Source organism: Streptomyces sp. A0958 (assembly GCF_004795035.1).
Lineage (GTDB): Bacteria > Actinomycetota > Actinomycetes > Streptomycetales > Streptomycetaceae > Streptomyces.
This window is the reverse complement of record NZ_SSBK01000062.1, coordinates 1-18,765: the sequence shown is the minus strand read 5'-3', so window position 1 is coordinate 18,765 and position 18,765 is coordinate 1. Positions and strand designations below refer to the sequence as shown.

The following is an 18,765-nucleotide window of genomic DNA, read 5'->3' as shown; positions in this document are numbered from 1 at the left end:
TCTCCACCGGGCCGACCTCGGTCGTCACCGTCTTGGACCGGTGACCGTTGCGGTAGTTCTCCCGACCGCCCTCGGCCCGCTCGCCGGGCTCATGCCCGAGGTGGTCGGTCAGCTCGCCCTCCAGCGCCGACTCCAGCACTTTGCGCGTGAGCTCCGCCAGGAGGCCGCCCTCACCGGTCAGCTTCACTCCGCCGGCCTCGGCCCGAGCCACCAGCTCGGCAACCAGACCGTCATCCACAGCATCCAGCGCACTCACGGCGGCCTCCCCGGCCTCGATGTCACTCACCACGTCAGTCATCAACTGCCGCTTCCAGCTCGGGAGTTACACCGCTCACCGTACAGACCCCCGGGCCGATATCTACGCCGACACACGTCTCCGGAGGCGCCGACAACATCCCGTGCACCGACGGGCGCACGGGATGTTGTCGGGGTTCTCACATGAATTCCCGTGTCCGGAATCCGTCGCGGGTCGGTCCGTCAGTTCTCTGCACGCTTATCCGGCAGCAGCCTCGTGAGGGCTCAGGCCCTTCCTGGGCGCGCGTGTCAGGAAACGAACGCGGTGTAGGTGCTGGTGGTGAGGCCGGAGAAGGTGATGAGCTGGCGTGGCTTGAGGCAGGTGAACGCCGCGTGCATGCCGATGCCGGCGACAACGGCGTACGGCGCGGACTCCGGGACGAGGAGGGCCGGGGGGAGAGCGAGTTCCGCGGTGATGGCGGCGGCCGCGGCGAGCCGCCAGGTGCGGATGTTCGACTCGGTGAGGTTGCCCCAGCGGCGGCGTACGACGGCGGGATCAACGTTCAAGCCGCAGTGACACCCGTACCTGCGCATTGTCGTCGCGATCAAGGAACAGGCCCGCCCCGTTCACGCTGGTGAGGTAGGGAACGCGCACACCTGTACCGAGAACCTTCGGCTCACCTGTGCGGGCTGTCAGATCCAGCTCCGCGATGACCGCTTCCGATTTGCTGGCCCCCGAATTCTCCAGGACCGCCCCGTACGCCGTGCCGTCATCACGGATCGCGGCGAGGGCGATCGTCTTGCGATTGCCATCGCCTGCCAGGCAGATGCCCTTGCCCAGCTTCAGGTCGAAGACGACAGGGCCGGCCGCCACGTATCGGCCGTCCGGCGAAGCAACCATGGAGTAGACGTGCGCTTCATCGGATTCGACGACATCAGACGCACAGGTCATGCTGGCCCGGAGGCGCCCCGTTCGCAGGTCGTGCACCGACCACAGCGGATCGTTCCATGCGCCGAACGTGCCACCCGTTGACCAACCGACGAGCACCTTGCCGTCGGCGACACCATAGGCGTCTCCATTCCAGGAACCGACGAGCCCTGTCGTCGCTTTGAGTCCGCGCGGGCGCACGTCGTCGCTGAACCAGCGGCCGGGGATGCCGAAACCTCCGGTACCCATGACAACCAGCGGGCCGTCAGGCGTGGCGGCCATTACGCGGGTGCTGGAACACGCCACCGCCGATCGGCACTGGGAAAGCATCCCGTTCGGCTTCTTGTACATGTCGACCTTCCCGGTCGCCACATCAACCGCCGCCGCCAGAGGGAAATGAGTCTTGCTCCCGCCCCAGGCGACGAGGACCCGCCCGCCGGTCGTCCTCACGCGCACGTCCCCGGGGTCCGTCGTGACGGGGACATCGATCTCCCGCAGCGGCTTGACCGAGGTTCCCGAGGCGTCGGCGGCGTACACGGCAAGCCGCACCACCTCCGCTCCTTCGTGGAGAGAGTCCTTGCCCCGTAGTCCGTGCGCGTACGCAAGCACGTACTCACGCCCGTCCTGCTCTACCGCCGTCACATCGGGGATTTCCCCCCAGACACCGGACTCCGCATCCCCTTCCGCGCCATCGAAGGGTGTGGGCGGGTTCCACGGCGCGGAGATCCAGAGGTCCTTGCCGGTGTCGGCCGCCTTCGCCTCGACGCTGTAGCCCTGCGAGCCGCCGTGCAACATGGCAATCACACCGGAGTGCGGCGCGGCGGTCACGGGAATCGTTCGCACGGCGTCTGGAACCCAGTTCAATACCGCGTCCCAGCCTTTGGCAGGGTCGTAGGCCGGCGGCACGTCCAGCTTCGCGAGCGGCTTCGTCTCCTGGCTCGGCTGAGTGCCCGGGTTCCTGCCCTGATCGAGATGGTCGCCGCTACCTCCGCTACAGCCCGCCAGCAGGGTTGCCGCTACGAAGACCCCGCCCACCGACGCCGCCAGGCGCATACTGTTCTCCCCCTCGCCCCGGGGCGCCCCTTGCGGGCGCCCGTGATCAAACGCTCGGCGACGCTACCAGGGGCGACTACAAATCCTCCTGGTCCGATCACTCTCTGCTTGCCACTGGCGGCCCATCCACCTGGCCTTCTGCCCGAGTCCATCGAATCTGCGGCGTCGGACCGGACCCAGTAATTGGCTGATGAAGACTGTTGTATGGCGAGGAGCCGACGGTACCGGGCGAAGTGCGACTGGGCTGTACGGCGGGTGCTCTGAAGGTGCTCGGTGCGCTGGCGGGGCTCTCCTCCGCTCCCGCTCGCCACCGGCCGATCGGCGCTGCTTCCGCCCCATGAAGAAGTGTCCTGCTCAACCTCGGGACAAGAGGGGGCTGATCCGACAATCATGGTCGGACCCCACCACCCCACCGGCCTCGGAGGAATCCAACCGTCATGCCCCTGAGCAGCACCAACCCGCTCGCGTTCCGAGCGGTTCTCACCGTGCCGCACACCGAGAACGCCCTCGGTGACGTTCGTCGCTTATGCGCCCAGTGGCTGGGTCGCAAGTTCGGTGCAGCGCCTCTTGCGTCGGGCCACCATCACCTCGACGACGAGTCGGTGCTCACCAACCAAGCGGCGTACCTCGCGGATGGCGCCGAGCACGCCCTGCGGATTCAGTTGCGTGAGGACAGGGACACGGCGACGTGGCGTACCACGGTCACCGCTGCCGTGTTCGAGGACACCTCCGCGCTCGTCTCGGTCGACCTGGAGGCCTTCCGTAACGGTGACGCGCAGATATCTCCGGGCCGGCCAGGCCTCATTCCGGATCTCGTACGGGACCTCAAGCCCACCGACGGTATGGCCCCGCTCGCCCTCGGCCCCCAGGACATACGCGCTGACGACGTCGATGTCCTCATCGACATTCTCTGCGACCCGGGCCGCCGCATGCCGGTTCTCGTGGCGGCCAATCCGCTGCGCGCCGACGAGCTGTGGTCGAGAAGGATGAATAAGGCGATGTCGCAGAGCGCCGGCTTCGCCACGCTGTATCTGCTCGTCGACCCCGAGGCGGTCGACGCGTTCCGGCTGGCGATCGGCGAGCATCACCGCGTCGCACCCGGCGCGGTACGAACGTTCCTCCCAGAAGTCGATCCGGCCTGGCCGACGGACGGCTCGCGCCACCGGTACATCACGATGGCCCGCATGAGCAATGCGCGGGACGTGGCCTGGTTCGGGCTCGCCCGCAGGATTCAGCAGATCGCGGCCGAGGCCCCTCTCCCGGATGCCCTGCGGCACCTGGCACTCCCGGATCAAGCCGTTCAGCGCCGCAGGGTACGAGAGGACGCACTGGCGGCCGTACGGCCAGGCGACGAGCTGACCGGGCTGCGCGCCGATGTCGCCGAGCTCAAGGAGCTGCTCGCGCAGGCGGACGAGGAGATCAAGGAGGCGGTACGCACCGCCGAGTTGTCGGCGCGCACCGTGGCCTCGTTGGAGGAGCAGCGCCGTGTCGCCGTCGAGCAGGGGCGGCTGGACCTGGAGGACGCCTTCGCTGCCCTGGACGAAGCGGAGCGTGCCCGGGCTGAAGCGGATGTGCTGCGGCGTCGGCTGCGCGAGGCAGGCCGGTACGAGGAGACCGTCGTCGCGACCCCGCCCCCGGGGGCACCGGATTCATTCGAAGAGCTCTGGGAACGTCTGGGCGTCTTCGAAGGCATCCTGGTCACGGCGGACAAGGACAAGGCACTGGAGCTGGACGAGGGCGACAGGGCACGCGTCTGGGCTGCGAAGGCGTGGAACGCGCTTCGGTCCCTCGACTCCTATGCCCAGGCCGCCAAGGACGACTTCAGGGGCGGCTTCTACCAGTTCTGTACGTCAGATCGTGCCGGGGCCGTGATCTGGCCGCTCAAGCAGTACGCATCGGGTGAGACCGAAACCACAATGCAAAAGTGGGGTAGGGAGCGGATATTCCCGGTCCCCAAGGCTCTCCATGATTCGAAGCTTATGGAGATGACGGCCCATTTGAAGCTCGGATCCAAAGGCAGCACCTCGCCAAGGATCTACTTTCTGGACGACACCCAAGGCATGACTGGCCAGGTGGTCGTGGGTTACGTCGGGCCGCACTTGACCAACACTAAAACATAGCCTTCGCGCTGTGGCGTTTCCACACGCATTTCCGGAGGCGCCGATAACATCCCGTGGGCCTGTGGGCACACGGGATGTTATCGGGGTTCTCACACGAATTCCCGTGTCCGGAATCCGTCGCGGGTCGGTCCGTCAGTTCTCTGCACGCTTATCCGGCAGCAGCCTCGCGAGGGCTCAGGCCCTTCCTGGGCACGCGTGTCAGGAAACGAATGCGGTGTAGGTGCTGGTGGTGAGGCCGGAGAAGGTGATGAGTTGGCGTGGCTTGAGGCAGGTGAACGCCGCGTGCATGCCGATGCCGGCGACAACGGCGTACGGCGCGGTCTGCGGGACGAGGAGGGCCGGGGGGAGAGCGAGTTCCGCGGTGATGGCGGCGGCTGCGGCGAGTTGCCAGGTGCGGATGTTCGACTCGGTGAGGTTGCCCCAGCGGCGGCGTACGGCGGCGGGGACGGCGTACTGGCCGCGCTGGTGCGGGAGCTGGTCCTTGACCTGTCCGTAGACGTGGACCCACTGGGCGAGGTACAGGCCGGTGCGGAACTGGGGCGAGCGGAGTTTCTGCCAGGCGGAGTTCCAGTAGATGTCGGTGGTGATCAGCACGAGGAGGCACTGCGACCAGGTGTTCGCGGTGCTCGGGGTGTGGCTGATGTGCAGGCCGTGGCCGAGGTCCCCGGCGAGCAGGAGGCAGGCGCCGGTGAGCAGGGTGTAGCGGATCGCGTTGGGGCTGCGGAGGTAGAGCAGTTCCATTCCGGCGCCGGCCAGGACGGCGAGCAGAGCGATCCGGGGTGCGTATCCGGCGGCCAGGGCGAGGGCGGCGGCGGTGCGGAGCAGGAGCGCGGGCCGGTAGATCGCGGCGAGGCGGCGGGCCCGGTCCGGTCCGTAGCGCTGTTCGGCGAGGTGGAGGCTGAGCGAGCCGGGGGCGAAGCGGTGCCAGCCGCCCTGCCCGATCGCGAGGGCGAAGCGTGCGGTGAGGACGGTGCCGAACAGGATGCGGAAGGTCTGGAGGCGGCCGGGGTCGGTGGGGGTGGTGAATCCGGAGGTGAGGGCGTCAAAGAACCACACGGCCGGCCTTCACCTCGATCTGCTGCTCGCCGCGGTGGGTCAGGAGGCGGCCGGTTCCGTCGATGCTCCGGTAGCGGCCGGTGCGGGTGAGGTGGTCGCAGATGGTCTGGAGCTGGGGCGGGCCGAGGATGAAGCTGCCGGGCGAGAGGAAGTCGTAGACGTTGACCGGTTCGGTGTGTCCGTCGGCGGTGGTGCCGGTGAGCGAGACGACGGTGAAGGTCGCGCGGCAGAACATCTTCCAGCGCAGCCAGCGGCCGGGCCGGGTGGTGAAGGCGATGATCATCCAGGCGGTGAGGGCGAGGGTGGCGGCGATCCGGCAGGCGGGCAGGACTAATTCGGGCATGGGTGGGACCTCCGTGTCGGGAGGGTGAGAAGCAGGGGCCGGGTCCCGGGGTTGCGGGGCTCGGGGTCAGTGCTCGGGCTTGGGGGGCCGCTGCATGAGGGCGGCGGCGGCCTGGTCCAGGGTCAGCTTTCCGAGGAGCAGTGCGGACATGACCTCGGTGATGGGCATCTCGACGCCGTGGTCGTGGGCCAGGGCGAGGATCGACTGCGCGGACTTGACGCCTTCGGTCGTCTGGCGGGTCGCGGCGGTGGCTTCGGTGACGCTCATGCCCTGGCCCAGGTGGAGGCCGAAGCTGCGGTTGCGGGAGAGGGGCGAGGAGCACGTCGCGATGAGGTCGCCGACCCCGGAGAGCCCGGCGAGGGTGGCCGGCTGGGCGCCCATGGCCACGGCCAGGCGGTTCGTCTCGGCGAGGCCGCGGGTGATGAGCATGGCCTCGGCGTTGTGGCCCAGGCCCATGCCGGAGGCGATGCCGACGGCGAGCGCGATGACGTTCTTCACCGCGCCGCCCAGCTCGCACCCGGTCACGTCTGTTCCGGTGTAGGGGCGGAAGTACGGGGTGTGGCAGGCCGCCTGGACGCGACGGGCGACCTGTTCGTCCGTGCAGGCGATCGTCGCGGCCGCGGGCTGGCCGGCCATGATCTCGCGGGCGAGGTTGGGGCCGGAGAGGACCGCGACCCGTTCCTGGGGCAGGCCGGTTACGTCCGTGATCACCTGGGAGGCCCGCAGCCCGGTGCCGAGCTCGATGCCCTTCATCAGGGACACGACCACCGTGCCCGAGCCGATGAGCGGGGCCCAGGCGGCCAGGCTGGTGCGCAGGGACTGCGCGGGGATGGACAGCACGAGGAAGTCCGCACCGTCCAGGGCGGTCGCCGGGTCGGTGGTGGCCGTCATCGTGTGGGGCAGCTCGACGTCCGGGAAGTAGCCCGGGTTGTGGTGCTTGTTGTTGATGCTTTCGGCGATCTCGTCGCGCCGGGCGTGCATGACGACGCTGGTCCCGGCGTCCGCGAGGATCTTCCCGACGGCCGTGCCCCAGGACCCGGCCGAGAACACCGCCGCGCGGGCAGGGTGCGGTTGCTGGGTCACTGCTGGGTCCTTCCGGTGGGCCGGTCGCCGGGGCGGCGCTCTGGCCTGGTCATCGTATCGGCCGCCCCCTGCAAGGCTGGTTCGTGCGGGAGGCGGCGCAGGGTGAGCAGCACCGCCCGGCGCCCGCGCAGCCTCGGCAGGGTCTGCTCCGCCTCGCGGAGCATGCGCTCGGCTGGGACGTCGCCGAGCTCGTGGCGCAGCTGGTCGGCGTGCTGGATCCACAGCCGGTACAGCCGTTCCCACATCGCGGGTTCGCCCGGCCGGTCGTCCAAGTGCTCCTGGACCAGGCCGGCCGCCGCGACCTGACGGTGCCACTGGGGTTCCGCGCCTCGGCGCAGGGCCCGGGTGACGACCAGGCGGCCGCCGGGCTCCAGGATGCGGGCGAGCTCCACCAGTGCGGCGCCCCGGTCGGTGGCCCGGCCGAGGACGTCCACGCACACGATGCCCTGGGCGTGCCCGGTGGGCAGGCCCGTGTTCTCCAGCTCGGCGGTGCGGAAGACGGCGTGGTCGGCGCGGGCGCCCAGGAACTGGTCGCGGCGCGCGGTGGCCTGGCCGACGGCTTCCGGGGAGAGGTCGAAGCCGTCGACGCGGACGCCCAGTGCGCGCGCCAGCCACAAGCCGATGCCGCCGGTGCCGCACCCGGCGTCGACCAGGCGCCGCCCCGGGCGCAGTCGCAGGCGGGTGGTCAGCAGCCCGAGCAGGTGCCAGTCGCAGGAGCTGGAGGCGCCGACCTCGACCGGGTAGTCCTCGCCCATCGCGGCGGCGTAGAGGTCGGCGACCAGGCCGGTGCCCGCCCGGGCGCGGTAGAACGCGTCGTACTGCGACCACCTGGTGCCGGCGGCGTGGTCGAGAGCTGTGCGGGAGGTGTTCATCGGGGCATCGACCTTCTGATCCGGGAGCGGGTGCCGGGGCAGATGACCTGCACGGCGTGGACGGGGTGGTCCGGGCCGCTCAGGTCGAGGGCGGCCGGCTCGTGCCCGGTGACGTACTCGACGCGGCGGGCGACAGCTGCGACCTGGGCGGCGAATCCCCCGCCGGGGCGGGCGAAGTGGGAAGTGGCCTGCGGCCACGGCATGAGCCGGACCGGCCGGACCGGCCGGGCCGGGCGGCGGCCGGGCGCGGGAGCGAAGTGTGCGGGGTCGGTGGGCAGATCGTCGCGCATGCCGGAGATAGCGGTCAGCCGCGACTGCGCCGCCTCCGTCAGGGCCCGTGACAGGGCGATCTCCGGAACGGTATGACAGCCGCCCCCGGCGAACACGACGCCGGGGTGGTCCGGGGAGGGGAGATAGGCCACGCACACCGGCAGGTCGTACGGTCCGACAACGAGCGCCGCCTCCGGGACCGTGTCCGCCGCCCGGAGACGGTCCAGGACGTCCTGGACGTGCGGGTCATCGACGGTGGTGAGGTCGACCGGTGTGCGGCTCCGACCGCCCAGTTGCGCGTCACGGACCAGGACGTCGCGCTCCACCACCTCGAACAGGCCATGCAGCAGGGCCTCGTCGCGGGTGTTGCCGCACGCCAGGCCGGTGCTGGTGGCCCGCCACACATCCGGTGTCCACGCCGGGCGCAGCGAGCGGCGGCGGACCAGGTCCACCGGTACCAGGAACTCGTGGCCGCGCACCAACCCGGTGGCCGTGGTCCAGTCCCACACGATCCGCCCGAGCGCCTCGTCGGCGAACGGGTTGTGGCGGGGCAGGGCGTTGAGGGGGCAGTCGGGTGCGACGGTGTCGGCCGGGCCGCGGGCGGTGATGGGCAGCGGCTGCTCGACGTGGTAGAGCTCGATCGCTTCCATGACCGCCGACAGCTTCGCCAGCAGCGCGGTGGCGCCCTTGCCCTGCGCGGTGCTCAGGGTGCGGGAGGCGGGGCGGATCGCGGTGAACACGGGCAGGCCGACGCAGTCCAGCCCGGTCAAGTCCGCAACCCGGGTGATGCCGTACTCCGTCAGCCGGCCCGAGACCGCCTCCCAGGTGGCTTCGGGAGTCCTGGCCCGCACCGTACCCGCCAGCCTGATCCGCTCCTCCACGCCGTTCATCAGGCCATCGCCCCCTGCCTCGTCTGGTTCCGGGCCTCGTACAGGTAGCCGGGGACCATGCGCTTGGCCGCGTGGACGGCGCCCGACCCGTTGACCAGTCCGCGCGCGGACGCCTCCGCGTCGAACTCCGTCTCGGGACACCGCCACACCTGCAGAAGCACCCTTCGGGTCACGTCCTCGCCTACCGCCGAGGCCGGGGCCCCGAACCGTGCCAGCGCCGCCGCGTACCGGGCGACGGCTCGGCGGTCCGCGGCGCTCTCTGAGGCCAGCAGCAGCGCCCGGGTGTGCTCCTCGCGCAAGTCGACCACCGGGTGGAAGAGCTGGTCACCCGGCAGGCGCCCGCCGCCCGCCCGGATCACGCGCTCGGCCAGGCCCATGCCGGGGACTCCGCCGGACGGGCGCCGGGACAGGTGCTCCAGAAAGGCTTGCCACCGCTCGTGGAAGTGGGGATCGAAGACCTGCTGGTAGAGCAGGCGGTCCTCGGCCGCAAGATCCATCCCGTCGACCCGGTCACGGACGGCCGCGTTGGACCAGCGCCGGTAGTACACCGTCTCCGTCCGCACATCGGCCGGGACCGGTGCCGGGGCACCGTCGAGGGCGACCTGGACGGCGGCGAGCGCGTCGAGGCGCTTGAGGTCACCGAAGTACTGGTCGGCCGTGCGCTGTTCCGTCAGCCACCGGGCGAACGCCTCCTCGCCGGATCGCTCGCACACGGCCCTGACCGCGGCCCACGTGCGATGCGGGTAGTAGACCGCGCGCAGCGCCTCAAGGAGCCCGGCCGCCCGGGCGCCGTCGAGGATCCCGACCTGCTGGGCGAGGACCAGGACGTGGCGGCAGTTGACCAGCGGCCAGGTCAGCGCCTCCCACCCGCCGTCGGGCGCCTGCCCGACCGCGACCTCGTCGTCCCCCTCGATGACACCGTGAGCGTAGGCGGTGTAGATCGTGCCGACGCCGAGCATGCCGAGCATGTCGAGCTCGGCCGCGCGCAGGGCGCCGATGCTCGCCGCCCCGATCACCGCCACACCCCGGTCCAACGCGGCCAGGATCTCCTTGTGCCGCAGCGCCGGGGCCTGGTGGAACACCCCGTCGATGAGCACGACCGTGTCGCCCGCTCCGATCTCGGGATCGAAGAGGGCGCCATGCCCGGCCGGGGCCCGCACCCGCAGCCCCGGGCCCGACAGCAGCGGTTCTGACCGCGACAGCGTCGGCCCTACGAAGGGTCTGTACGGTGAGTGGTGTAACTCCCGAGCTGGAAGCGGCAGTTGTTGACTGGCGTGGTGTGTGGCATCGAGGCGGGGGAGGCCGCCGTGGGTGCGCTGGATGCTGTGGATGACGGTCTGGTTGCCGAGCTGGTGGCCCGGGCCGAGGCCGGCGGAGTGAAGCTGACCGGTGAGGGCGGCCTCCTGGCGGAGCTCACGCGCAAGGTGCTGGAGTCGGCGCTGGAGGGCGAGCTGACCGACCACCTCGGGCATGAGCCCGGCGAGCGGACCGAGGGCGGCCGGGACAACTACCGCAACGGTCACCGGTCCGAGACGGTGACGACCGAGGTCGGCCCGGTGGAGATCACGGTGCCGCGGGACCGGGCGGGCACGTTCGGGCCGCAGCTGGTCAAGAAGCGTCAGCGGCGCCTGGGCGGGGTGGACGAGATGGTCCTGTCGCTGTCCGCGAAGGGCCTCACCCACGGCGAGATCTCCGCCCGTCTGGCCGAGGTCCACGGCACGGAGGTCTCCAAGACCACGATCTCGACGATCACCGACAGTGTGATGGCCGGCATGGGCGAGTGGCAGAACCGGCCTTTGGGCAGCGTGTATCCGGTCGTGTTCATCGACTGTGTGAACGTGAAGGTCAGGGACGGGCAGGTCGCCAACCGGCCCGTCTACATGGCCCTGGCCGTGACGGCGGAGGGGCATCGGGACATCCTGGGCCTGTGGGTCGGCGACGGCGGTGAGGGCGCGAAGTACTGGCTGCAGGTCCTCACCGAGATCAAGAACCGCGGAGCCCGTGATGTGCTGATGCTGGTCTGCGACGGACTGACCGGCCTGCCGGACGCGGTCAACACGGTCTGGCCTGCGACGATCGTACAAACGTGCGTGGTTCACCTCCTGCGGAACAGCTTCCGCTACGCGGCCGGGCAGGACTGGGAGAAGACCGCGAAGGCGCTCAAGCCCGTCCACACCGCGCCGACCGAGGACGCCGCCCTGGAGCGTTTCCTGGAGTGCGGCGAGGCCTGGGGGCGGAAGTACCCGGCGATCGTGCGGCTGCGGGAAAGTGCCTGCGCGGAGTTCGTCCCCTTCCTCCAGTTCCATGTCGAAATCCGGAAGACCGTGTGTACCACCAACGCGATCGAGTCCGTCAACGCCCGTATCCGCAAGGCCGTGAGGGCCCGCGGCCACTCCCCCACGGAACAGGCCGCGCTGAAGTGCGTCTACCTCGCGGTGATGAGCCTGGACCCCAACGGCACCGGAAGCAAGCGCTGGACCACACGAGGGAAAGCCGCACTCCAAGCCTTCGACATCACCTTCGACAGCCGGCCCACCGCCGGACGCCGGTAGAAACAATCAACCGAGACCCACCGCTCGCTGTACAGACCCCGTACGGGCCGGTGAGGGAGACCGCGAGGATGACGTCAGCAGGAGGCTCACCGGAGCCCGAAGACCTTTCCGCACGACGGCCCCGACCTCAGGCGAGCCGGGTGCGGCGCACCGTTTCCTGGGCCAGCGTCCGTAGCCGCTCCACGGCCGCGGACGCAGGCAGCAGTGGCTCAAGCCCGCTCCATGCCGCCTCCACCAGCTCATCGGCCTCCCGCGCAGCGGCATGCACCGCACCACACGACGTCAGGACCTTGATCGCCCGGTCCACCGTCTCCCGATCCGTGCCCGGCTGACGCACCTGGGACCACAACTCGGCCATGTCCGGTTGCGGCAGCAGATCGACTGCGTGCGCCAATGGCATGGTGACCTTGCCGTTGCGCAAGTCTTCACCGACCTGTTTGGTAGGCGCGCCACTGCGCAGTACCCCGGTGAGGTCCTGGACGTCGTCGGTGATCTGGTACGCGGTACCGATCGCTTCTCCGAACCGGGCGAGAGCTTCACGCTGCTGAGTGCTCGCCCCGCACCCGTATGCCCCAAGCTCCATGAAACAGCGCACCGGGGCGCCGGACTTCAGCGTGTGGGTCAGCCGTACCGCGCCCAGCACACCCCCGCCGTCATCACCGGCCACTGCCGCGTCCATCACCGTCCGCAGTCCGGCGATGTCCAGTGCCTGCCCGGCATGAGCCGAGCGCAGCATTCCCATATACGACTGGTACATCGACACCTGCGTACGCGGATCTGTGGGCATCACCAGCCGCAGCGCACGGTCCAGCACGAAGAACGCGGCCGTCCCCGCGTTGAGAACCAAAGCCGGGTCGAACGCGACGTGCGCCGCTGCTACACCGCGCCGCACCACTGAACCATCCTGCAGGTCGTCCACCATCAGCGACCCGGTATGCATCACTTCCAGAGCCGCCAGCAGCGGCCCGCACTGTGTGCTGTCGCCACCCAGCGCATCGATCGCCGCAGCGATCAAATACGGGCGCCACCGCGCGCCGCCCTCCTCAATCAGATAGCGCACAGGATCCACCAGCGCCCCCTGCACCCGCGCTACGGTGCCGGGCGGCAGCACGCAGTCCTGGCGGCATGCCAAAAACTCGCGGGCCACGGACTCACCAAGCTGCTGCGGATACAGCCCGTCGATAGACATCCGCACAATCTCTGCAGCGCCTTGCAAGCCCTCCTCGCTCCAGGCCAGACCCTCCCACTGACCAGGCTGCGGCGTAACGGAAAACGGCATTGAAGAGGAAGACATGCGTCCGTTCTACCGGCACCAGCGTGCGATGCGGGCCGAGCGTCACCCGATCGGGGGCACCTACCACCCTGTGCGAATAGGTCCTCGGGATCGAGCCCGCCAGCGAGGACGAGAAGCCGAAGCCTCGTACGCAGGCCGATAAGTGGGAAATGAAGCTGGGTGCGTGGATCGGGAATCAGCGCAGTCGGGCGGCGACGCTGACGCCGAGCGGATGGAGCTGCTGTCCGCGATCGGGATGCGGTGGTCGTGATGGGCGTCGTCGTCACCGCGGCCGCCGCGCTCGCGGCCGGCTAACTGCTCGGGCGGCTGCGCCCGTGGCAGCGGCTGGGCGACTGAGCGGCCGATCAGGTCCACTTCACCGGGGCGTGGGTCCGGGGCGGATGGCGGGCGCTCGACCGCCGTCCTGACCCGAACGGTCTGTTCACTTAGGGTGATATTAGCGCGCCGGGGAAGTTGAGGCGCGCCAGCTCTCCCCGCCTGCCCGAGGCTGCTATATCAAGTCAAGCTGCTTGAGGGTGAGGTTCCCCCGAGATGCGGAAGGTGGTGACAGAGGGTCAGATGGTTCTATGAGAGGAACATCGATCATGGCTGCCCCCAGGAAGTACTCGCTGGAGTTGCGTGAGCGTGCGGTGCGGATGTATCGCACCTCGGATCCGAAGCCGCAGATCAAGAAGCTGGCCGTCGACCTCGGCGTCCACCCCGAGGCCCTGCGGGGCTGGATCCGGCAGGCCGAGGCCGATGCCGGCGAGCGTGATGACCGGCTGACCACCGACGAACACGCCGAGTTGGTGGCCCTGCGGAAGGAGAACGCCCAGCTCAAGAGGGCGAACGACGTACTGCGGACGGCCTCGGCGTTTTTCGCGGCGCAACTCGACCCGACCCGGCCCAGGTGACCGCGCTCCTCGACGAGCATCCGCACCTGGGAGTCGAGTGCGTACTTCGGGAACTTTCCATCGCCTCCTCCACCTACTACCGCTGGCGCCGGGCCGAGAAGGAGCCCTGCGAGCGGCGTCGCCGCGACGTCGAGCTCACCGGGCAGATCAAGGCGATCCACGCCGAGTCCGGTGGCATCTACGGGTCGCCGCGCGTGCACGCCATGCTGAAACGCGATGGCGTCCACGTGGGCCGCAAGCGCGTCGAACGGTTGATGCGCGAGGCCGGTCTGGCGGGTCTCAGCCCGCGCCGGGGCGGTTTCACGCGCCGGGATCCCCAGGCGACGCTCGCCCCGGACCTCGTCAACCGGGACTTCACCGCCCAGGGGCCGAACCGGCTGTGGGTCACCGACCTGACGATGATCCCGACCGCCGAGGGACCGCTGTGGCTGTCCGCGATCCGCGACGCGTTCTCCCGCCGGGTCGTGGCCTGGGAGACCTCCGCCCGCGCGGACGCCGACCTGGTCCTGTCCAGCCTGGAATACGCGCTCGCCTCCCGCGAGATCGAGCCCGGCAAGCTCGTCCACCACGCCGACCACGGCTGTCAATACACGTCCATCAAGCTGACAACACGCCTAGTGAGGGCGGGAATTGAAGCGTCGATGGGCTCGGTCGGCGACAGTTACGATAACGTCCTCGCGGAGAATCTGTGGATGCTGACGAAGACCGAGTGCGTCCGCGGCCGTGTCTTCGCCACCAGGGCCGAGGCGAACCTCACGCTCTTCGAGTACTTCGACGGTTTCTACAACAGCCGGCGCATCCAGAAACGCCTCGGTTACCTCAGCCCGATCGAGTTCGAGGAGAAGCACTACGCCGAGCAGGCAACGACCGAACGAGCGAACCTGAAACCCCGCCAACCTTCTCTGACCAGCTGATCAGCACCTCCCGACTGACGGGGGAACCCCAACCTTGCGCTGGAGGTCGACGAAGGCCGGAATGCGGCAGCGTCTGGCCCAGCCGATCCACTTCTCAAGGTTTCGCAGCGCGGCCGTGGGCCGGGTCCTGGCCAGAGCGAACACGGTCCGCAGGGCCTCCTTAAGCCGCCAGGCCCGGTGGAGACGGGAATCGGTCGCCGCGATCCAGGCCAGTTTCGCGGACTGCCGGTCGGTGAGATCGGCCTCGTTCTTCCACAGCGCGAAGCGGGAGTTCTTCAACGCCCGTGCCCTCTCGTGGTCGGCGGCCTCGCGGCGGGCCCTGTTCCATGAAGCGCGACGCTCCTCGTCCAAGGCGTCGGTGGCCCACGCCACCACGTGGAAGGGGTCCATGACACGGACCGCGTCCGGAACACGCGCGGCGAGGACTTCGGCGATCCATCGGGCGCCGTCGGCGCTGATGTGAGTGAGCCGTGCGGCCCGCTCTGGCCCGAGGGTGTCGAAGAACCGGGCCAGGACACTCTTGCCGTGCCCGTCGGCCATCCACACGACCTTCCCGCTCTCGTGGTCCACGACCACGGTCATGTACTTCTGGCCCTTGCGGTGGCTGATCTCGTCGATCCCGATCCGGCGCAGCCCGTTCAGCCGGTCACGCCCCTTGTCACGGTCGGCGACATGGCGGGCGACGATCGCCCCGACCGTGCGCCACGAGGTACGCATCAAGGTCGCGGTCGCGGACTTGGAGCACTCGGCGGCCATCCACGCGGTCTGCTGGTCGAAGGCCAGAGTGTGCCCGGCACCGTGCCTCGCCCAGGGCGCCGCGACCACGGTGGGACCGTGATGGCGGCAGCTCACCCGGGGTGCGTCGGCTTCCAGGAACATGAAGTTCCCCCCTGAACATGGACAGCGGGTGCTTACGCTGCGGGGGTGAGGTTCTGCCTGAGCAGGGATCTCGTTTCGATCGGGGTGACGTATCCGTGGTCGAGGTGTCGGCGGAGCCGGGTGCGGTTGTACTCGACCTCGATATACCGAAAGACGTCGGCCCGGGCCGCCTCGCAGGTCTCCCAGACGGTCGTCCCGATCTCCGCCTTGAACAGGGCGAACCAGCTCTCCGCGGCAGCGTTATCGTAACAAGAACCGACACGTCCCATCGACTGTCGCATCCCCAACCTGGCTATCTCAGTGCGGAATTCGTCACTGGTGTACTCGCTGCCGCGGTCGGTGTGCATCACGCACCCGTCCTCCAGGCTGCCGCGGCCGGCGGCCATCCGCAGGGCGGCGACCGGCAGCTCCGCGCGATGATGGTCGGCCATCGCCCAGCCGATCACCTCCCGCGTCGCGAGATCGATGCACGTCGCCAGATACAGCTTCCCTTCCCGGGTCAGGAGTTCGGTCATGTCGCCGACCATCCGAATGCCCGGGCGGGGTGCGGTGAAATCCCGGCCGACGAGGTCGGTAGCAAACACGGCCCGCCTGGCTTGCCGGGTCAGACCGCGGCGCCGCCGCCGGGTGATCCCCGCGATGCGGTGGAGGCGCATCAGCCGCTCGACCTTCTTCTCGTTCACGAGCCGGCCAGCCCGCCGCAGAGCCGCATGGATCCGCGGGGCCCCGTAGGCGCCGCGAGACCCGGCATGCAGGACACGGATCTCGCTCACCAGCGCGTCCTCAGCCCGCTGCCGCACCGCCCTCACCGGCCGCAACGCCAGATGCGCGTAGTACGTCGAGCGGGGCACTCCCAGCGCCCGGCACAGGTGACTGACGCTGTGACCTGCGGGATTGTCCTCGGATACCTTCTCCGCATCGATGAGACGACACCGTGCGTCGGTGTCTACCTCGCCTTGTCCTGGGCGAAGAAGGCGGTCGCTTTTCCCAGGATGTCGATCGTGGCCTCCTGCTCGCGGACCTTCCGTCGCAGCCGGACCAGTTCCTCACGCTCCGCACTGGTCAGGGCCCCGGCGGGCCCCTCGCCGCGGTCGATCTTCGCCTGCTTCACCCACCCGCGCAGGCCCTCCGGACTCACACCGAGGTCGCGGGCGACCTCAGTGACCGTCTTCTCCGAGGACAACGCCAACGCGACCGCGTCCCGCTTGAACTCGGCCGTGTACCGCTTACTCATGTTGCTGTTCTTACTCACTACCTGTGACTGCTTCCTCCGGGACCATCCGTCCCAGTATCAGGCTGTCCAGCTCACAGGGGGAACTCCAGGAGAGCCATAAAAGATGCCTCCTACCCGGCCCCTACCCGGGCCGGGCTCAGAGGTGTCCACCACTCGGGGACAGGTCCCGTCCGCGAGCTTGAGGAGGAACGCGAAATACTGCGGAAGGCGGCGAAGTATTTCGCCGGGGAGACGCGCTGGTGAACCGCTTCCAGTGCGTCGCCGACCTCCAGCGCCGTTACGGCGTGAAGCGGCTCTGCAGCGTCCTCGGCGTCAGCCGCTCAAGCTTCTACTACTGGCGCCGGACAGCTGCGGACCGGGCCGCCCGGCGGGCGGCCGACGCACGGCTGGCCGCCCGGATACGGGCGGTGCATCAGGAATCGGACGGCACTTACGGAGCCCCGAGGATCACCGCCGAGCTCCGCGAGACGAACGGTGAGGCGGTCAACCACAAGCGGGTCGCAAGGATCATGCGGGAGTCCGGGATCGAAGGGGTCCGGTTGCGCCGCCGGCACCGCACCACCGTTCCCGATCCGGCCGCGGCCAAGGCTCCGGACCTGATCGGCCGCGACTTCACCGCGGACAAGCCGAACACGAAGTACGTCGGTGACATCACCTACCTGCCCATCGACGGCGGGAAGTTCTGCTACCTGGCGACCGTCATCGACCTTGCCTCGCGCCGTCTGGCCGGCTGGGCGATCGCCGACCACATGCGTGCGGACCTCGTGACCGACGCCCTGGCCGTGGCCGTCCGCACCCGCGGAAGTCTCGCGGGATCAATCATGCACACCGACCACGGAGCCCAGTACACAAGCAGGGCCTTCGCTGAAGCTTGCAGGTCAGCAGGGGTTCGGCGAAGCATGAGCGCGGTCGGGTCCAGCGCCGACAACGCACTCGCCGAGTCCTTCAACGCAACCTTCAAACGCGAGATCCTGCAGGGACGAAAGAGCTGGCCCAACGAGCGCGAGGCCCGACTCGACGCCTTCAGATGGCTCCACCGCTACAACACCCGGCGCCGACACTCCCGCCTCGGGCAGCGATCACCAATCGCCTTCGAGAACACCTTCCACCCCACACCAACTACGCTGGCACCAGCCGCATAACCCGTGTTCAGTATCCGGGGTCAAGGCCCACCAACGGACCTCTGCGCTATCTCACCCACCGCGACCAGCACGGCAATGTGGACGGCATCGCCAACTTCCGGCTGCCTTGGTCCCCGACCACGGACCATGCCGGAATGCTCGTGGTGGAAGCCCTGGAAGCGGCGAATCCGGTGGCCTACCGCGCGCTGTGGGGACTACTGATCGACTTCGACCTCACCAAGGCCGTCGTGGCGGCCGGCCGTCCGCGCGACGAACCCCTGCGGTGGATGCTCACGAATCCGCGGGCGATGCGCATCACCCGTCAGACCGACAACCTCTGGGCGCGTCTTCTCGACGTCCCCCGAGCCCTGACGCAACGCTCGTACCAGACGTCCGGCGAGCTGAGGTTCACGATCAGCGACGACCAGATGTGCCCGGCGAATAACAGAACGTGGCATCTAAAGGCAGACAGATCCATAGCTACGTGCGTTCCCACCGGCGAGACGGCAGACCTGACCATCACGATCTCAGCGCTCAGCTCCCTCTATTTCGGGGGCATGTCGGCGCGCCACCTGGCGTACGCCGGCCACATCACTCCGCACACCGATGGTGCGATCGGGCAGCTCGCTGGAATGTTGTGGACCGATTGCGAACCACACAACTCCTTCGGTTTCTGACGAGACGGTGCGTCGGCTTCAAAAATGATGTGGGTGGCCGTTCGGCGGGCCCGTGATGGCCACGACCGGCAGGTCGACGGTGGTGTCCTTTCACTGCTGAAGTGTCGGTAAGAGAGTTGCAGTATTCGCCCGCAAAGTGAACAGAGCCCCGTAGCCGGGCCCGGTCACGTCAGCGAGGACACGTATTCGGACCAGTTCCTCGCCAGCGAGCGTGGCCCAGCGTTCGCCTCGATTCTTCACGGGTGGCGTGAGCGTGTTCGGCTCGGTGGGGTGCCCGTAATGTCCTCGGCTGGTCGAGGGTGGGCCATCGCGTGACGCTGCGGGTGCGCCGGGTTCCACGGGTCCGGGGTGC

General features: G+C 69.1%; 17 protein-coding genes and 3 pseudogenes. 7 read left to right on the top strand and 13 right to left on the bottom strand.

The window, feature by feature from the left end; all coding sequences use genetic code 11:
• The 3 genes from E6P78_RS31520 to E6P78_RS31510 form a co-directional block, all read right to left on the bottom strand.
• On the bottom strand, positions 1-298 hold a 298-nt coding region (locus E6P78_RS31520), incomplete at its 3' end, for a transposase (RefSeq protein WP_206307794.1).
• A 245-nt stretch (positions 299-543) separates the two neighbouring features.
• Positions 544-801, bottom strand: coding sequence for a hypothetical protein (locus tag E6P78_RS31515; protein ID WP_240799454.1), 258 nt, complete (start codon positions 799-801; stop codon positions 544-546).
• The gene (locus tag E6P78_RS31510; RefSeq protein WP_136207044.1) at positions 791-2,215 is read right to left on the bottom strand and encodes a hypothetical protein; all 1,425 of its coding nucleotides are present in this window, start codon (positions 2,213-2,215) and stop codon (positions 791-793) included. Before E6P78_RS31510 ends, E6P78_RS31515 begins: the two co-directional genes overlap by 11 nt.
• Before the next feature lie 437 nt (positions 2,216-2,652).
• Here E6P78_RS31510 and E6P78_RS31505 point away from each other — a divergent pair, with 437 nt between their 5' ends.
• Positions 2,653-4,335 carry a hypothetical protein gene (locus tag E6P78_RS31505; RefSeq protein ID WP_136207043.1) on the top strand — a complete coding sequence of 561 codons (1,683 nt, stop codon included), beginning with the start codon at positions 2,653-2,655 and terminating at the stop codon, positions 4,333-4,335.
• Between the two features lie 198 nt (positions 4,336-4,533).
• On the opposite strand, the gene E6P78_RS31500 is transcribed toward E6P78_RS31505, so the two are convergent.
• The 6 genes from E6P78_RS31500 to E6P78_RS31475 all read right to left on the bottom strand — a co-directional run bounded on the left by E6P78_RS31500 (position 4,534) and on the right by E6P78_RS31475 (position 10,009).
• Positions 4,534-5,391 carry a hypothetical protein gene (locus E6P78_RS31500; RefSeq protein ID WP_136207042.1) on the bottom strand — a complete coding sequence of 286 codons (858 nt, stop codon included), beginning with the start codon at positions 5,389-5,391 and terminating at the stop codon, positions 4,534-4,536.
• Entirely contained in the window at positions 5,378-5,734 is a 357-nt protein-coding gene (locus E6P78_RS31495; RefSeq protein ID WP_136207041.1) for a hypothetical protein, read from the bottom strand. The genes E6P78_RS31500 and E6P78_RS31495 overlap by 14 nt, the downstream gene beginning before the upstream one ends.
• A 66-nt stretch (positions 5,735-5,800) precedes the next feature.
• The gene (locus E6P78_RS31490; protein WP_136207040.1) at positions 5,801-6,817 is read right to left on the bottom strand and encodes an NAD(P)H-dependent glycerol-3-phosphate dehydrogenase; all 1,017 of its coding nucleotides are present in this window, start codon (positions 6,815-6,817) and stop codon (positions 5,801-5,803) included.
• The gene (locus tag E6P78_RS31485) at positions 6,814-7,689 is read right to left on the bottom strand and encodes a class I SAM-dependent methyltransferase (RefSeq protein ID WP_136207039.1); all 876 of its coding nucleotides are present in this window, start codon (positions 7,687-7,689) and stop codon (positions 6,814-6,816) included. The genes E6P78_RS31490 and E6P78_RS31485 overlap by 4 nt, the downstream gene beginning before the upstream one ends.
• The gene (locus E6P78_RS31480; protein WP_136207038.1) at positions 7,686-8,849 is read right to left on the bottom strand and encodes a YcaO-like family protein; all 1,164 of its coding nucleotides are present in this window, start codon (positions 8,847-8,849) and stop codon (positions 7,686-7,688) included. The genes E6P78_RS31485 and E6P78_RS31480 overlap by 4 nt, the downstream gene beginning before the upstream one ends.
• Positions 8,849-10,009: a TfuA-like protein gene (locus tag E6P78_RS31475; RefSeq protein ID WP_240799453.1), complete on the bottom strand. Its 1,161-nt coding sequence runs from the start codon at positions 10,007-10,009 to the stop codon at positions 8,849-8,851. Before E6P78_RS31475 ends, E6P78_RS31480 begins: the two co-directional genes overlap by 1 nt.
• A 126-nt stretch (positions 10,010-10,135) precedes the next feature.
• Between E6P78_RS31475 and E6P78_RS31470 the strand changes: the two genes are divergently transcribed.
• Complete coding sequence (locus tag E6P78_RS31470; protein ID WP_240799455.1) at positions 10,136-11,401, top strand: IS256 family transposase; 1,266 nt, start codon at positions 10,136-10,138, stop codon at positions 11,399-11,401.
• A gap of 127 nt (positions 11,402-11,528) precedes the next feature.
• On the opposite strand, the gene E6P78_RS31465 is transcribed toward E6P78_RS31470, so the two are convergent.
• The gene (locus E6P78_RS31465; protein WP_136207036.1) at positions 11,529-12,695 is read right to left on the bottom strand and encodes a polyprenyl synthetase family protein; all 1,167 of its coding nucleotides are present in this window, start codon (positions 12,693-12,695) and stop codon (positions 11,529-11,531) included.
• Between the two features lie 68 nt (positions 12,696-12,763).
• Here E6P78_RS31465 and E6P78_RS33770 point away from each other — a divergent pair.
• From E6P78_RS33770 to E6P78_RS31450, 3 genes and pseudogenes are all read left to right on the top strand, one after another.
• Positions 12,764-12,945 (top strand): annotated as a pseudogene (locus E6P78_RS33770) (helicase associated domain-containing protein); the annotation flags it as partial.
• 334 nt (positions 12,946-13,279) lie between these two features.
• Entirely contained in the window at positions 13,280-13,588 is a 309-nt protein-coding gene (locus E6P78_RS31455; protein ID WP_047471432.1) for a transposase, read from the top strand.
• Positions 13,585-14,502: an IS3 family transposase gene (locus E6P78_RS31450; protein ID WP_136207034.1), complete on the top strand. Its 918-nt coding sequence runs from the start codon at positions 13,585-13,587 to the stop codon at positions 14,500-14,502. The genes E6P78_RS31455 and E6P78_RS31450 overlap by 4 nt, the downstream gene beginning before the upstream one ends.
• 36 nt (positions 14,503-14,538) lie before the next feature.
• Here E6P78_RS31450 and E6P78_RS31445 read toward each other — a convergent pair.
• The 3 genes and pseudogenes from E6P78_RS31445 to E6P78_RS31435 all read right to left on the bottom strand — a co-directional run.
• Positions 14,539-15,381 (bottom strand): annotated as a pseudogene (locus E6P78_RS31445) (transposase); the annotation flags it as partial.
• A gap of 32 nt (positions 15,382-15,413) precedes the next feature.
• On the bottom strand, positions 15,414-16,304 hold the full coding sequence (locus E6P78_RS31440; RefSeq protein WP_136207032.1) for an IS3 family transposase: 891 nt from the start codon (positions 16,302-16,304) through the stop codon (positions 15,414-15,416).
• 23 nt (positions 16,305-16,327) lie between these two features.
• Positions 16,328-16,615 carry a transposase gene (locus tag E6P78_RS31435; RefSeq protein WP_136207031.1) on the bottom strand — a complete coding sequence of 96 codons (288 nt, stop codon included), beginning with the start codon at positions 16,613-16,615 and terminating at the stop codon, positions 16,328-16,330.
• A gap of 168 nt (positions 16,616-16,783) precedes the next feature.
• On the opposite strand from E6P78_RS31435, the pseudogene E6P78_RS31430 reads away from it, so the two are divergent.
• Positions 16,784-17,757: pseudogene (locus E6P78_RS31430) on the top strand (IS3 family transposase); the annotation flags it as partial.
• Positions 17,643-18,413: a sterol carrier protein domain-containing protein gene (locus E6P78_RS31425; RefSeq protein ID WP_276607241.1), complete on the top strand. Its 771-nt coding sequence runs from the start codon at positions 17,643-17,645 to the stop codon at positions 18,411-18,413. The pseudogene E6P78_RS31430 and the gene E6P78_RS31425, both read left to right, overlap by 115 nt.
• Positions 18,414-18,765 lie beyond the last annotated feature (352 nt).

Excerpts from the sequence above, each read along its gene's own strand:
- E6P78_RS31510 (WP_136207044.1), bottom strand. The coding sequence starts at position 2,215 with ATGCGCCTGGCGGCGTCGGTGGGCGGGGTCTTCGTAGCGGCAACCCTG.
- E6P78_RS31505 (WP_136207043.1), top strand. The coding sequence starts at position 2,653 with ATGCCCCTGAGCAGCACCAACCCGCTCGCGTTCCGAGCGGTTCTCACC.
- E6P78_RS31495 (WP_136207041.1), bottom strand. The coding sequence starts at position 5,734 with ATGCCCGAATTAGTCCTGCCCGCCTGCCGGATCGCCGCCACCCTCGCC.
- E6P78_RS31485 (WP_136207039.1), bottom strand. The coding sequence starts at position 7,689 with ATGAACACCTCCCGCACAGCTCTCGACCACGCCGCCGGCACCAGGTGG.
- E6P78_RS31480 (WP_136207038.1), bottom strand. The coding sequence starts at position 8,849 with ATGAACGGCGTGGAGGAGCGGATCAGGCTGGCGGGTACGGTGCGGGCC.
- E6P78_RS31465 (WP_136207036.1), bottom strand. The coding sequence starts at position 12,695 with ATGTCTTCCTCTTCAATGCCGTTTTCCGTTACGCCGCAGCCTGGTCAG.
- E6P78_RS31455 (WP_047471432.1), top strand. The coding sequence starts at position 13,280 with ATGGCTGCCCCCAGGAAGTACTCGCTGGAGTTGCGTGAGCGTGCGGTG.
- E6P78_RS31435 (WP_136207031.1), bottom strand. The coding sequence starts at position 16,615 with ATGAGTAAGCGGTACACGGCCGAGTTCAAGCGGGACGCGGTCGCGTTG.
- E6P78_RS31425 (WP_276607241.1), top strand. The coding sequence starts at position 17,643 with ATGGCTCCACCGCTACAACACCCGGCGCCGACACTCCCGCCTCGGGCA.